At 36.9% G+C, this 14,731-nt stretch carries 12 protein-coding genes; 6 read left to right on the top strand and 6 right to left on the bottom strand.

Features of this window, described 5'->3' with window-relative positions:
- Nucleotides 1–10: 10 nt before the first annotated feature.
- From AB4111_RS16890 to AB4111_RS16880, 3 genes are read right to left on the bottom strand one after another with little or no spacing between them, the layout of a single operon-like run.
- Nucleotides 11–532 (bottom strand): hypothetical protein, encoded by a 522-nt coding sequence (locus tag AB4111_RS16890; protein ID WP_442032443.1) that lies wholly within the window; start codon nucleotides 530–532, stop codon nucleotides 11–13.
- Nucleotides 532–1,305, bottom strand: coding sequence for a hypothetical protein (locus AB4111_RS16885; protein ID WP_442032442.1), 774 nt, complete (start codon nucleotides 1,303–1,305; stop codon nucleotides 532–534). The genes AB4111_RS16890 and AB4111_RS16885 overlap by 1 nt, the downstream gene beginning before the upstream one ends.
- Nucleotides 1,305–1,970, bottom strand: a complete 666-nt coding sequence (locus AB4111_RS16880; protein ID WP_442032441.1) for a hypothetical protein — start codon at nucleotides 1,968–1,970, stop codon at nucleotides 1,305–1,307. Before AB4111_RS16880 ends, AB4111_RS16885 begins: the two co-directional genes overlap by 1 nt.
- A 254-nt stretch (nucleotides 1,971–2,224) precedes the next feature.
- Between AB4111_RS16880 and AB4111_RS16875 the strand changes: the two genes are divergently transcribed.
- Nucleotides 2,225–2,623: a hypothetical protein gene (locus AB4111_RS16875; protein WP_442032440.1), complete on the top strand. Its 399-nt coding sequence runs from the start codon at nucleotides 2,225–2,227 to the stop codon at nucleotides 2,621–2,623.
- Nucleotides 2,624–3,160: 537 nt separating this feature from the next.
- Here AB4111_RS16875 and AB4111_RS16870 read toward each other — a convergent pair.
- Nucleotides 3,161–3,961, bottom strand: a complete 801-nt coding sequence (locus tag AB4111_RS16870) for a hypothetical protein (protein WP_442032439.1) — start codon at nucleotides 3,959–3,961, stop codon at nucleotides 3,161–3,163.
- A gap of 215 nt (nucleotides 3,962–4,176) precedes the next feature.
- Here AB4111_RS16870 and AB4111_RS16865 point away from each other — a divergent pair, with 215 nt between their 5' ends.
- Nucleotides 4,177–5,916, top strand: coding sequence for a TniQ family protein (locus tag AB4111_RS16865; RefSeq protein WP_442032438.1), 1,740 nt, complete (start codon nucleotides 4,177–4,179; stop codon nucleotides 5,914–5,916).
- A 451-nt stretch (nucleotides 5,917–6,367) separates the two neighbouring features.
- Here AB4111_RS16865 and AB4111_RS16860 read toward each other — a convergent pair whose 3' ends face one another.
- Entirely contained in the window at nucleotides 6,368–6,634 is a 267-nt protein-coding gene (locus tag AB4111_RS16860) for a hypothetical protein (RefSeq protein ID WP_442032437.1), read from the bottom strand.
- A 184-nt stretch (nucleotides 6,635–6,818) separates the two neighbouring features.
- Here AB4111_RS16860 and AB4111_RS16855 point away from each other — a divergent pair, with 184 nt between their 5' ends.
- The 4 genes from AB4111_RS16855 to AB4111_RS16840 all read left to right on the top strand — a co-directional run bounded on the left by AB4111_RS16855 (nucleotide 6,819) and on the right by AB4111_RS16840 (nucleotide 12,383).
- Nucleotides 6,819–7,715, top strand: coding sequence for a helix-turn-helix domain-containing protein (locus AB4111_RS16855; protein WP_442032436.1), 897 nt, complete (start codon nucleotides 6,819–6,821; stop codon nucleotides 7,713–7,715).
- A 190-nt stretch (nucleotides 7,716–7,905) separates the two neighbouring features.
- Complete coding sequence (locus AB4111_RS16850) at nucleotides 7,906–9,501, top strand: TniQ family protein (RefSeq protein ID WP_442032435.1); 1,596 nt, start codon at nucleotides 7,906–7,908, stop codon at nucleotides 9,499–9,501.
- A 3-nt stretch (nucleotides 9,502–9,504) separates the two neighbouring features.
- A complete protein-coding gene (locus tag AB4111_RS16845; protein WP_442032434.1) occupies nucleotides 9,505–11,460 on the top strand; it encodes a Mu transposase C-terminal domain-containing protein in 1,956 nt (651 codons plus the stop codon).
- Entirely contained in the window at nucleotides 11,457–12,383 is a 927-nt protein-coding gene (locus AB4111_RS16840; RefSeq protein ID WP_090914867.1) for a TniB family NTP-binding protein, read from the top strand. The genes AB4111_RS16845 and AB4111_RS16840 overlap by 4 nt, the downstream gene beginning before the upstream one ends.
- Nucleotides 12,384–12,850: 467 nt before the next feature.
- Here the strand turns inward: AB4111_RS16840 and AB4111_RS16835 are convergent, their stop codons facing one another.
- The gene (locus AB4111_RS16835; protein ID WP_442032433.1) at nucleotides 12,851–14,425 is read right to left on the bottom strand and encodes a hypothetical protein; all 1,575 of its coding nucleotides are present in this window, start codon (nucleotides 14,423–14,425) and stop codon (nucleotides 12,851–12,853) included.
- Nucleotides 14,426–14,731: the final 306 nt, after the last annotated feature.

Raw genomic sequence — 14,731 nt, 5'->3', positions numbered from 1 at the left:
CTCAATTCAATTAGAAATTAAGATGTATTAATGGTTTAATATGCTCAGAAGCTTTACTAAACTGATCCGAAAATTCTTTCGAATTCTCGTATTCGTTTGGCAAGTCAGTCAAGAATAATTTGACCTGTTTGACCACTTTCATGAGAACTTCAGAATCTGCACGACTACCTTTTAATTGATCTCTTACAAGATAACCGTATTCACCCCTGAAAATTAAAAAGTCATTGATAAGAACATCTAATTCGGGAAAAGTTTTAGTATTTTCTTTCAAGAGAGTTAATTGGTCATTCACTAAAATAATGGATGTATACACTTCAAACATTTGCTCAACTTCAATCTTAGTCTCTATCTCACTGGTTTGAGAAAGTGTATCATCCAATTTCTGTACTCTCGCAACAAAACCAGTATAATACTGCGAATTAACCTCAACTTCTTTCTTACTAATTGAGTTTTCAATTAAAATAAAAGTTGAAACAATAATCAAGAGAACGACAACAACTATCATGATTTTAGAGTATTTTTTCTTCATCATTAATTCAACGTGTGGTTCACGTACGCATAGTTTGACCACAATTTAATAGGAATTATGGTGTTGGTTGTATATAATCCATACTGTACGCGAGCTTGAGGTGCAACGTTAATTTGATTACCATTTGCCACAGTGAAGTGGAATTCTGCTGCTGCCCCAGAATTCTTTTTGGAGCCTATAACCTGGTTAGCATCTTTCCAACTAATATTGTTAGACAAACTAGCATTAGTTGGATTTAAAAACGTTAAGGTGCCGTTTTTGGGGTTTTGAAAATTTTGTTCTGTACCCGAAGTAAAACCATTGGCATAGTTCTCCGCTAATTTACCCACTAAACTTACTCCTGGAATTCGATAATCAATCAAGTCAAAAATAAATGAATCCACCGAATGTTTACTGATTTTATGACCAGGATTCGTTTGGAGCAAATAAAAGTCTCTATCGCTACTTGTTGTCGTTGTTTTCATCTTGGTTTCAATGGCAACCACTGTTGGTGCATAGTAAGGGCTGTATTGAGCGTTAAGAGTATCAAGTCTTGCCCACGCTTGTATCGATGTATACCCTAGACTGCCTTGACTAGCCATTCTGGAGGAAGTAGCCATAACAACCGTACTCCAACCATTAATGGCTTGATTTCCACTGTCGTAGTAACTGCTGTACGCATTCCCTTTATGGTAGTACTCCCCCATATCTTGAGCGTGTGCAGGTGCGGAGGAGATGGCAGTGAAAATGATCAATGCTATAACAATTGCAATAGTGGATTTGTTCTTATTTTTCATTAGAGAGCATCCTCCTCAAAGTTGGCTTGCCCTCTGATGATGTCACGAATTTCTTGCGTTGCAAAGCTATCATCACCAAACATTAGCACAACGGGTCCATCTTCAATGGTACCCATTGTTACGCTGTAAATTCCTTCCCCGGTTTCGACAATACTTGTGAAACTAACAGTGGATGGAATGAGAGTACCATCATCTTGTTTGATTTCAGTTTCGAAACTTCCAGTTAACAGATGCGTGCCATTTTTCAATTCAAAATGAGAGACCAAAGAACTTATAATGGATAAGTTATGTTTCTGACCATCCATATTAAGGTCAATACTACCACCGCTTCCAACAAGGTAGTCTCCATCGCTTGTAAGCTCTTGATTTACCGTAATAGAATCTTTATTGAAAGCTGCCCGCAATTTTTTACTGAAGCTGGTTGCTTCGCTTTGCGCTGACTTTACATCAATGCCTAATTTATTGCCGGTTTCAATATTTTCTTTCTTGTCAAAACCAGGTGGGACTTTTTTGGCATTAAAGTCTTCTTTCGTATTAAATGTAATCGGAGTTGAAGTATCAAATGTAACTGGTTTAGAAGCAGCACCCACCTCTGCAAATAAACTTAAGCTAGTGATGAGGACAAATAATCCTCCGAGTGAAATTAAAACTTTCTTTTTCCGCAATTAAGTAAACCCCCAACATGTTTTTGTTATGTACACAACATTAGCGATACTATCACAAATAAAGGGAATAGATCCATCAGTACAATTTACCAATTATATGGATAATAGTTACAAGTATCTATAATGTAGTGTAATGGTCATAGAGTTTGGAGCTCGATATGTACAACTCTACTTTGCTGAATTTAAAATCATGAATATCTCATAGTTTAGATGGATATAATCTTTCTTATGAGCCTAAGCAGCGGGGGGATAACATGTTTACAAAAATACTAGTAAATGCTTTTGTAGTAATGATGATTTTAGGATTAGTACAGCCTGAAAATTTAAATGTTGAACAACAGAATGTCCAGTCTACTCACATCACTTCAGCACTTGAGCCTACAGAGGATAAAAATGACTTTGAAACGAAATTATCGTATTTTAGTAATCCGGTGCAAGATCCGGATCTCAGTCCAGACTTAGATCCAGATACATTCAGATATAATGGTATGATTCATACAGAACACGGAACTTTTGAATGGGTAGAGAAGCAGACAATTTTTGACGAATCTAAAATAGCCCGCCAGTTAAATCAAGTCAACGATAAAACTGAACAATTAATGATTCCGATGTTCGGATCAGTATACCTTCGGGTAGCGGATGACGAGGAGTAGAGACAGAGGACTCATATGTTAGGTTGATAAAGTAACCGAATTCTAAAAATTGAAACTTTAAGCATGCTAAAAAAAGCTTCTCCATACGGAGAGCTTTTTTATTAACGTTTCAAATATTTATAACCAAAGATAAATGTTCCAGATGATTAGGACGATAGTTAAGATGATAAGTGCTGATATGTTCCAGGCATTCCTTTGTTTATTCGTTGTAAAAATCATTATACCGAACAAAATGATACTAAAAATTAAAACTGATATATTATTCCGGAAAAGGAAGATTAGCAATAACAAAGCAGTTACCAGAATATTTGATTTCAAATTGCTCAAGCCTCCAATAATATTTCTTAAGATCGCTCCATCATACTTTCCGATTATTAAGAGAGTTCTGTGTTTTTATTAGGAAAATGAAAAAATGCGAGAAAATAAGAACGAATAAAACTCACAGCAAGGTCTCTAAAAGAATCCTTAAAAGACCCATGCTATAAGTTTCACTTTGAAAAAGTCAATAAAATTATTCAATGAATAGCTATTACATAATTAAAGAGGACCATTCGGACCCCAACCTGGAGTGTAATACTCTCTAGTCACTGGATCACCAACTTGATTAGTTCGAGCGCTATCACTATAAACGTATACTGTTCTCCTATCAGCAATTTGTGTAAGAGGAGAAGCTAGGAGATATCTTCCCCAGTTAAATTGAGTGTAATAGATGGTAGATGTATTTCTTAAGTATATGGCTGCAGCAACTGTATTCAACCATTTTGCTGGTGCCCAAGGAACTGTATTGGCTATCAAAGCAGATATGGCAATTACAGTGTAAGCAACAATATTGTTAGTATAATTGGTGGAGCCATCTGATTTCCATCCAGTTAAGTAAGAATTATTTATTGTAATGCTACCGTTGTCTTGTTTTTGTGTTCTAGATGGGGATGAAGTAGAAGAAACGGATACAACCTCTTGACTCGTTGAATTATTCTCAGTTGTTGTGACAATTATTTCACCATTTTGATTGGACTCGAAAGTCATTTCTCTTTCAATTATCAATTCGAAATTGCCTTTAGTATCTTTTTTATAAATTGAACTGTTGACTTTTTTGAAACTTGAGTCTGTGTTTTCGATAACTTTAAACATTTCGCCATTTTGTTCATACGTGTATTCGTAATTATCAAGACTTTCATTGATGAGAACAAAGTCAGTAATATTGTTATTATTAAGTACAAACTCAACATTTGAATCTAAAACAGGTTGGGCGTTAGCAGAACCACCAAAACCAACAAGGGATGTAGCCAACATACTCAAGGCAACTGAAGCGGTTATTAATTTAAACTTTGTATTCACTTAAATACCTCCTTTGTTTTATCTTTATATGGTAAACAATGGCTGTAAAATGCAATCAATGTATATGTAAGAATGAGGTTAATTATAGATGATAAGGTTTTAATAGAAAGAATAAAAAATGAACAGCGTATGAAATTCGAAAACATGTAGTGATATAAAACGAAATATTTTCATATAATAGCTCTCATTAATTGAAAAAGAGAGGTAGATATGAAATGAACATTGTACCTAATATTGAGAAGGATGAAAGTTTGATAAGTTATGTATTACGTTTTATTTACACGAATGGGTACACAAACATCAGAGGCTTTGCGAAGGATTGGGATGCGAGCGTTTCGGATATTCGAAACAACATTTTTAACCGGAAGGTACTGGGGACGATAACAGCATGGACGGGCATCCCCGTTTTCACATTAGAAAGCCACTCTCATAATAAATGGGGGAGAGCGCCTAAACTCATCAATCGAAATTCGGTTAAATATTGCCCATCTTGCGTCAAAGAACGAGGAGTATATCATCAAAGTTTGTGGAATATTGAACCGGTAACTATTTGCCTGGAACATAATGAGCTACTGCTTGATTATTGTGTTCGTTGTAAAGAGAAGATCTCAATGGATCATTTTATCATTGATGTCTGTCCCCACTGTGAAGGAGTATTTTCTTATGCTGAAGGACTGACAATATCAGATCCTCTAAGTTTGCAGGCGCAGGAATGGATTCAATCTTTGATACGCTCTGGGATAGCAGAATCGGATCAATTGTCCATTTTAAAAGGCATTAAAGTGAAGGAGTATCTTACGCTGGCTAATCGGCTGAGTCATCTATTACAAGGAAATCAGAGTGTCGCTAACCACAGCTATGTTTTAAATGCATTTAAAAACACAAAAAAGTATCGCTCTAACAATGAAAGTGCCTATCATCTTCACACAAATGTATATCATTTGCTGGATGCTTTCCCGGTTAACTTCAAAAATACAATGGAACGCATAAGTGATCTATCACCTAAAATAAGAAACATCAAAATCAAGGCATGTCTTCAACTCCAGTATGACGCCGGACTAAAACCAGTTTTCAAGCTTCTCGCTCCTCTGCTATACATCCCTTCTCACTGTACTCACAAACCCTCTAATCTTCGGATGGTACCGAATACGTTGCAGAAGCATTCTCGTAAAGCATCCAAGGTGGCTTGTGCAGCGAATCATTATATTATTTTGGATCAAGAAGTTCCGGCAGAAGGATTTATACGCCGGTCAGAGGCAGCGAGTAGATTGGGGATAAGTGACAAAGTTCATCTCAATGAATTTATCAATAACAAGTTATTAACCCTGTACCAGTTCAAGAGAAGCCAATATTACATCAATGAAAGTGAGTTTGAAGTCTTTCTTGAGAGAATTCGTGGAACGTATCAGGCGGATAGTCAAGGAAGAACCTTGCATGAATTCTTAATGCAATTTAGGTCATATAAATTAAAACTTGTAGAACTCATAGAAATGATTTTACAAGGAAAAATTAAACCAACGTGCCCGGTGAAAAATGGGAAACTCTCGGACGTAGTCTTCTCGCATGAGGAATTACTGTCTTGCCGTACGCTTCTGATCCATCGAAGACGTGATCAAAAAGGGTATACGAAAGAGCAAGTGGAGCGATTGTTAAAAGTGGATTATGCTACTCTCTTAGGTCTCGAACGCTTAGGGATACTTCAGCCGAAAGAGGAATTGTTCTATACATCTGGAAAGCGAAGAATATCGTATTATGATCCAGAGTGTATAGAACGTGTACAGCATCGATATCTGACCATTGATCAAACTTGCTCTTTGTATGGTATATCCAAAACAGCCATTCAAAAGTGTTTCAGAGAGGGAAAGTTACATGATAGTTTTCATGGGCTTACCAAAAAATATATTGTTGATCGCCACGAAATTGAGCGTTGCTTAGAAAATCGAGATCTCTGTTAAGGGGTCTTTTTTTGTCATTGAACATATAAAATTTGCAAAAGGTGATAGAGATAAACGTATCACAAATAATTTAATGCATATTCCATTATTGTAAAATGCTATAATACAGATAAAGATACGAGCATTTAAAGTGCGAAAAGGAGAGATCTCTTTATGAATGCAAAGTCCAAAATTATCTTCAAACTAAGTTGTAATAATAATGAATGTTATATTTTCTTTTTGTATGGACAAGGAATTAAACGGCAAAGTGAAATACCTGTTCATATATTGGAAGATGCAATAGAGGAATCTAATCGGTTTATTGATTTCTATTATGTAAAGAAGTCACAGAACAATTCTTCCTTTACACCTTCTCGGAAAGTTGAAGTTCAGAACCGCGCAAATATAAAGTACTTTAAAATTTCTCAGGCAAACCTTTTAAGTAAAAATCACATAATTGAAAATGATACCTTTACTCTTTTAATCCACCGGATTGAGCCGAATGAAATATAAGAAATTTCTTTACATATCCAATGAGTACAGCATAATTTTCAAAAAAGGAATCCTCTTGAAAATTGACCTCTGCTCTTTTTAAAGTTGTTCCTTGTAAGCTTTTTAGTTCACAAGTAAAGGTTCTATGGTCTACTGAAATGAAGATAGTTGATTCATCATAATCTTTTTGAAAGTGATAAATTTGTCCTGTTTTCGTGAAACCTTCCTTGATCAGAATAGTTTCCATGCTAAACTCTCCGTTATTAGTGATTAAATGAATAAAACTCATGGTCAGTCACCTCGTCTATTATTTCTTATTAATATGAATATTGTTCATATTCGGAATTACCTCCTTTGAACTTTTGTAATAATGGAGTTACATAAATCACTTTGTTTAAATTAATGGGATTAACCATACTGGAGTGAGACAGATGAAAGAAGAACAAGATTGGAGCACCATTCCTTTCTCCGAATTTAAAAAGGTACTTGAGGAAATAGAAGATGAATTGTATATCATGTACCCTCATTCGATTAAAGATCATATAACAACTGGACCTCAACAATTGAGAGTGTTTCGCCAGCACAATAAAAGACAGCACATCATAGGAGACATGAAGGTGTTACTTTCTGCTGTATCTGCTGTAAATGAAGAGATGAGAAGAAGCAATTCAGAAGTGTTTTCTTTCGGATCCTATCCGGAACTACAGCGGAATGTCGGAAGAAATTTAAAACAACAACTGGCAGACCAGGGTATAACGCAAAAAGAAGCAGCACAAAGATTAGGAATAACGGATTCAGCCATGTCTCAGATTATCAATGGACAAGTCTCTCTAAACATAGAGAGCTTATTAATGATTCAAGCAAAATTGGGTATCTCACTTGAAGATATCACTCAAAACATCAAGTGGGATATGGATAGCTTTGCGGCTTCCAATCCATTGTCAGTGCCAGCTAATCAATCCGAATTGATGGATTGGTCGCCGTTCAGAAAAATTATGAATGATCTCCTAAAACAATATTCTGAAACTGAACTCAAAAGTTTACTGCGTAAGCTAGCTAAGTTGTCAGATAAAATCGACAAAGATTACATTTCAAAACCCATTAAAGAATTAGACACACTTCTAAAGCAAGATTCGCTTCACCAGGAAGACCAAGATAAGGGATTTAAGGTCGATGATTCATTACTGGAAACGTATCAGCATATCATTGAACAACTCCGAAAAGCACTCACAAGTTATCCCGCAGGTATAGAAACGACACTCAATGATATTTCAGTGTACCTTGATTTCATCATCAAACGAAATAAAAATCATAAACAAGCAGATTAAGAGATGCTTAACTGAAAACACGAAAAGGCGCTGTTGTAGCGCCTTTTTTTTGTGATGTTATAAAAACAAAAAAGATTCAAAAGTCGAAAAAGAAAGTTTCCAAATTATGATTAACTTGTGGAAAGCAACAACGATTGTCCTCATGATCAGTCATAATTTTTTTTACTCTGAATATAGTAGGAGGGTTACGATGTTGCTTCAATTTTTACCTGCTGTAAATGCAGACGAAAGTTTTATGAGTTTGGCACTTCGTATGGCAAAAGAGAATGGGCATCAGACGTTGCAAACACTTATAAATAGAGGGGAGAGATGGTTTGATTACCGTGCGAACTTGAATTATTTCAAAGAAAATACACTTTGGAATCAGCCGCTTGTCCAGTTGTTACAAGAGCACGGGTACTCAAGTTTAGAGAGGCATATGCTAAACCAATTTGATGCCGTCTTATTTGATGGAGCGTCACCGACAAAACGTCAGTTCTGGCAACATTACCATCAAACAAAAACCAAGTACTGCCCCAGATGTTTAGAGGAAGGTTGGTATCACCGGCTCTGCTGGGATGTTTCTCTTTTCGGCGTTTGTTTAAAGCATAAGGTGCAGCTCGTAGAGCATTGTCCTTGCTGTAGCCGCGTTATTCGCTTGGACAATCTCATTGGAAGAGGATGTAATTGCGGATTTGGTTATGCTGACTTGATAACTACGGAGGTTCCACCTCCCCGAGTCTTAGCGGCGCAAAAGACCATTCAAGATGCTTTACATGGCAAGCTCAGCTCAGTCCCCATTGAAGGTGGACATACATTATCACCACAACAATATTTTGAAGGGCTTCACTTGTTCATGAAAATGCTGGACAACATGCCAGTGCAAGTGCTCCCATGTCCGGATCTTAATTTAGATGTTCAGCGTCTAAATTACAATCTGGTCAAAGGGGAAAAAATGAGCAGCCGAATGTTCACGGTTTTATCTACACTTGCACATGAACTGCTCACTACACCCTCCAAGTATTTTAAGGATGTTGTTTATCAAGTGGAGCTTGCAAAAGTAGCACACCGTACAAGATCCACCACACGAGCCAAGCGAGAGATCTTTGACAAACTTATTGGCAACGAAAAATTCTATGTACACCGGAAACTTTATGTAGATGTGCATAACGACCACCACAATGAGTTTGTTCGTATGCTTACCGCGACCAAGGAAAACGAGCGAAAATATTGTTCTCTTCTTCACGCCAGGCAAAAAATCTTACACTGTGATGATATTCGTCTGCATCAGTTTAAAGAACTTGGGCTTCTAACTTTTATAGAAAAACGCTTTGGTGAGAAGAAAATTACACTGGTAGAGCGAGCCGAGGTCGAAGCCTTAGCCCAAAAACGGTCGCAATTACTCACAACCGGGGAGGTAGGAGAACAACTTGGTATTTCCGTAAAAATGGTGGTCAAGCTGGCACAGTCGAACCTGCTGATCATGGACCATGGTCCTGAAAAGGATGGCTACGGCAGACGAGTATTTATGCCAAAAGCAGTGGAAGATTTGCTGGTACGTTTGAATACGGCTTGTTCTTCAGTGAAGGACAAGACAAAGAAATGGATGCCACTTGCTCAGCATGACATTACGGCATTGTATTACCATGCAAGTTTTAGTGATGTGGTACAAGCGGTTTTGAGTGGTCGAATTGAAGGAGCAAAGACAAGTTCTGTTGTTAAGTCATTTGAAGATGTTGTTATTTTATCTTCAGATCTTGCACATTTTTACAAACTGAAATCAACGAGCCGAAAGAAAGGAGCATAAAACATGCAAACGATTAGCCTCATCAGAGGAACTCGTTTTCAGAAAGAAGACGTAGTCTTCGAAATACAAAAAGAAACACTGCCAGGTCATTTTATTATCAAGAACTTAGCGGAGAACAAGGAGATCACGATGGATCAAAGTGAATTGATTGCTTTATATGGAAAAGGCATCATTCGCTTTGAAGTGATCGGCTCCTCCACACAACTTATGGAGCTAGGTCTTCGTGAAAACCGGATCATTGATTTTTCCATGCTGCGAGAGGATCACAAAGAAATAGCGCGGACACGGTACCATGCTATCCAGCCATTTTTATCGGAGTCACGTAAAAACATTCAGCCTAAACTTGAGCATCGCGTTAAGGAGCTCAAATTAGAAGGCGTAAATATCGAGCCTTTGACGCTGAGAAGATGGCTATATGCTTTCTTAGATAGTGGACAAGATATAACGTCACTTGTTCCTAATACGCTTCAAAAAGGGACAGGTAAGAGGCTTTTCCCAGAGGTCGAAATGATTATCGATGACTGCATCGATAAGGTGTATGCGAAAAGAGAGCGCATTACAGCTAAGGAATTACATGCAAAAGTTCTTGTGGAGATTGATAAGAAAAACAGGTTTCGAGAAGAGCGAGATAAAATGGAAATACCATCGTATAACACGATCACTAGACGCATTAAAGACAGAGATCCGTATCAGATGATGGAAAAACGAGAAGGGGAGAAATATGCTTTTGACAAGCTGGGCGGTGTAGCCGTTCTTCATAAGCCGAAACAGCCCTATGATGTTCTCGAAATCGACCACACGAAGATGGATCTGTTTGTTGTAGATGACGAAACAGGGCTTCCGCTCGGAAGACCATGGCTTACCCTTGCCGTTGACAAGATGACGGGTGCGATTGCAGGCATCTACGTTGCATTTCATTCTCCATCGTATGTCTCCGTCATGAAATGCTTGCTACATGCCATGACACCGAAGACGTATGTAAAAGAGCTGTATCCAGATATCAAAAACGAGTGGGATATGTTTGGGGTTCCTAAAGTGCTGCGAATGGACAACGGCAAAGAATTTCAAAGTCGTTCGCTCAAAGATACATGTGTGCAGTTAGGGATTATTCCAGACTACTGTCCTCCTCGTAAGCCTTGGTACAAAGGAACGGTGGAGCGCACGTTTCGTACGATCAATCAGCAATTGCTTCATAAAACGCCAGGAACAACATTTTCAAATGTGATGGACAAAAAGGATTACAACCCAGAGAAAAACGCGATTGTGGGTTACCATACCTTTTTGAAGCTTCTTCATCAGTGGGTCATCGATGAATATCTGCAGCAGATACACCGCGGCGTGAAAGGTATCCCCAGTGAACTGTGGCAATCCGGCATTGCTCAGTGGGGAACACCACCACTATTATACGCTATCCCTGATTGGCACATTATTTTTGGTAAACTTCGAGAAAACGCAAGCATTCAGCGTACGGGGATTCAGTACAAGCATATGTTCTATAACTCGGCTGAGCTCCAAAACCTGAAATTTCAATTACTTAAAAAAGGAGCTGCCCATGTACGATTTAAGTATGATCCGTATGACATGTCAAAAATTTTTGTGTATGACGAACGGGGCAAACGGTATCTGGAGGTATTCAATAGCGATCAGGAATACTCCAAAGGTTTAACCGAATTTAGTCATGACTGTATTTTAAAACGGATTCGTCAGGCAAACAGCAAAGTCAATCAACTTGCCCTCGCTCAAGCTAAGGAGCGTTTCATGGAGGAACTTGCAAAGGAAATGAGGCTGACCAAAGGGGCTCGGGCAGCAGCGCATACACAGCTTTCTTCTGCTCAAATCATCGAGAAGAAACTAAAGGAGAACGTGGATAAGGAGCGCCAAGCTGCAGTGGAGGAGAGAAAGGCGTTTAAGATGCTGGATGAAGCAAATGATTCCGATTGGGAGGTAATCAGTAAATGAAAACCATTGATCATGACAAGCTTAAATTTATAGATAGCATCCGGGTGATTCATCCAAGATTTAAAAAGGCAATGGATGCAATTGAAGAGATTCACCAGGAATCTCTATACTCCGATGCCCCAAGTTCCCTTCTTATCCATGGAGATACAGGTAGTGGAAAGACAACGTTACTCAAAACGTATATTGATAGACACATGCATGTGAGCAGCGATGTCGTCGAGGGCATACGTTATTCGACTCAAAATATTCTTCACTTGAGCCTTCCTTCTCCAGTCAAGTACACGATATTAACAGAACGTTTGCTTCAGGAGCTGAAAGATCCGTATCCCAATAAAGGGACTGTTGCACAGAAAGGAGATCGCTTAGTCAAGTTGATCCGAAAAAATCGGGTTGAGTTAATTATGCTTGATGAGTTTCAGCATTTCGTAGATCGTGATCGCCGTAAAGTCATGTTAGGGGTGACGGATTGGTTTAAATCACTTATGGTTCAAACCCAGATACCGGTTATATTTTTTGGGCTAAGTGAAGCAACGGAAGTCCTTGACCTGAATCCTCAACTCAACCGCCGGGTGATTCGAGAAGAGATCCGACCATTCAGTCTTGAAACGGAAGAGGATCGCACCGAGTTTCAGCGTTTGATGTTTGAACTTGATAAAAAGATAACAACGGTATTTGAAACGACCTCCAATTTAGCGGATGAAGAGTGCTGTGAACGATTCATGTATGCGACAAACGGAGCTATGCACTCCATCATGTTATTGCTTCGTCAAGCTGCTAAGAACGCGCTGTCTCGAGCTGCAGATTGTATTGAACTCGTTGATTTGGCAAGAGCCTATGAACGTATTAGTCACATCAATGATGGTAAAGATTTAAATCCATTCGCTATGAGAGACGTACACTTGCTGAGGAAGCAAGCTGAATAAAACAAGCGCCAATGGCGCTTGTTATACATATTATTCATAGCTTCAACATAAGTGAAGTTGGCTACTTCGTTTTCGTCTATTTCTGTCCGAATATTCTTCATAGATGTATCCGAATTTATTTTATTTTTAACTTGTTTAAAATAAAATAATATCGGAAGTGGGTCTTGAGGAACTCTGCTTCATTCATATTCTTCACCGTAAGAAGATCGACTTCTAAATCGGTGATGAATTTGCTTTTCAAAATATTATAATTATTGTTTTGAAGATTGCTTAGCATGTCCATTTCCATATTTGAGGGTTGATTGAGGCTGTCGAAAAGCTTCTCATACGAATTAACTTAAATTTTTAAATAACTTAACGTTTGAGTATCTCATGTAATAAGTGAATAAGTATTCCTTTTGTGTATTTTCATATGTAACAAAACATAGGAATCCGAATTCCTACGCCGTAATCTGAAAATGTAAAATTTAATGTTTTTTTGCTTTCCTAAGAATGAAATTGTATCCGTTACTGGCTACAATGCTACCATCAATAGTAGTTCCTCCACTAATCTCCCAGCTGTTTAGCTCACTTGTATCATTTAATAAGCTTTTTATTTTGTCACAATACTTAGGTTTTTCGACTAAAGAAATTACTTTGTGATCTATTTTATTATCATTGAATTTCTTGACAATGTTTGCTATTTTATTTTCTTTAATAAAGTGATGATATTTAACATTTGCTGTTTTCTTGATATCATGAAGTTTTTGAAGCGACTTCGTATCTAATTCCTCTAATAAGATTATGTTAGTGGATTCTATGTGAAAAGTATATTCTCTTTTGTCATTAAATTTTGAAAACTTCATCTTGATGTAATTAATCATTTTTGAAATACCACTTGGGTATGGGGTTTTTGTATTTGAATAGCGCATATAAGGAGAAATCAAAGCAAAATTAAGACAACGTTCATCATCTTTTCCATAGAATACCTCAAAATCTTCATCCTGAAAATTGTCGTATAATGTTAGTACATGAAGTGCTAGTAATTTTAATAGATCCTGTTCATTTTGGTAAGAGATGATTGTGTCTCGCATGTCAAACTGACTGATTAACTCACTTTTTTGATAATCTTGATTTATTATTGTTCTTATGGTGTGCTCTTCTTTCGATAAGTTCCAGATAATTTTCTGAAGTGAAACTTGAAATAAATACGATTTTAGGTTGAAGAGATACTCATCAGTATACTGAAGATCTTCTTCAATTTGTTGTATATATACCTCTTGCATGAAAACAAATCCTCTACATAAATATCCTATTTCTATGTCTTCCTTGTTAATCTCCTTAATTAATTTTTCAATCTCATTGAATAAGTGTTGAACATGGATGTCTGATTTTTGGAATAATTCTAAAAATGATGTGATATTGTTTTCTTCGAAATACTCTTTGATGTCATAGGAGTTGAAATAAAGTTTCTTAAATACGCTAATGCGGTATGAAATGTATTCGATTAGTTTGTTTACTACAAAATCGAATTTTTTTCTTGCATTATCATTATGTTTTTGTGTAACAATTATTTCATGTAACTCTTTGAGTTGAATTAAGGGCTCTATGTCGAATAATTGATTATAAACGTCAACTTGCCTCATAGTATATAATATTGTGCTTTCGTTCATAATTTCTATTTCGATATTAAATTCTGCTTCCATTTGAATTTTCCACTTGTCCCACCATTTTAAATCTTTTAATGTAAGATCTTTAGGCACTATTAGTGTCCAAGACTTCATGGAGAATTGATGATTATTTGCAGCGCGTAAAAAAGACTCTTTTATCTTTTGGCGATTGAGCTTTGTCATGTAAAACTTACATTGATACACTTCGATTTTTTTGGTGATGTTCCCTATATAGATATCAATACCTTCATCTCCAGGATGAGCTTTTACTGGGTGAACATTTCTTTTGAACTTAGCTTTCAACATTCTAAAACATGCCTCTTCAAATTTTATTCTAGCTCCTGCCTCTCCATACTTATAGATATAATAATTAAAATCCCGTTCCTGATTCATTATAAAGTGAGCCTCCATTAAACTGTTTGAGTTGTTACTGTATATAAAATATATCGGATACGATACTGAAAAATTAAATTTAGAGTAACATAAAATAAAAGGTTCAGCTGCTATTCAACTTGATTTAAGACAAAAGTATCCGAGTTTTTATTAGGCTCAGAAAACTGAAGTTTTCAGTTTACTGTAGGAGGTGCTTCGTTTACAGGACAAATTAAGAGAGGATTGGAAGGTTTCATAATTATCATCAGGAAGAGATATGTATTTGCGATATGGTTACTTTTATTATAAAGTAAGGGTTAGAAATCT

Origin of the sequence: Paenibacillus sp. 2KB_22 (assembly GCF_052115745.1) — a bacterium.
GTDB lineage: Bacteria > Bacillota > Bacilli > Paenibacillales > Paenibacillaceae > Paenibacillus.
The sequence above is the reverse complement of the archived record's forward strand: the minus strand, read 5'-3'. Positions and strand labels throughout refer to the sequence as shown.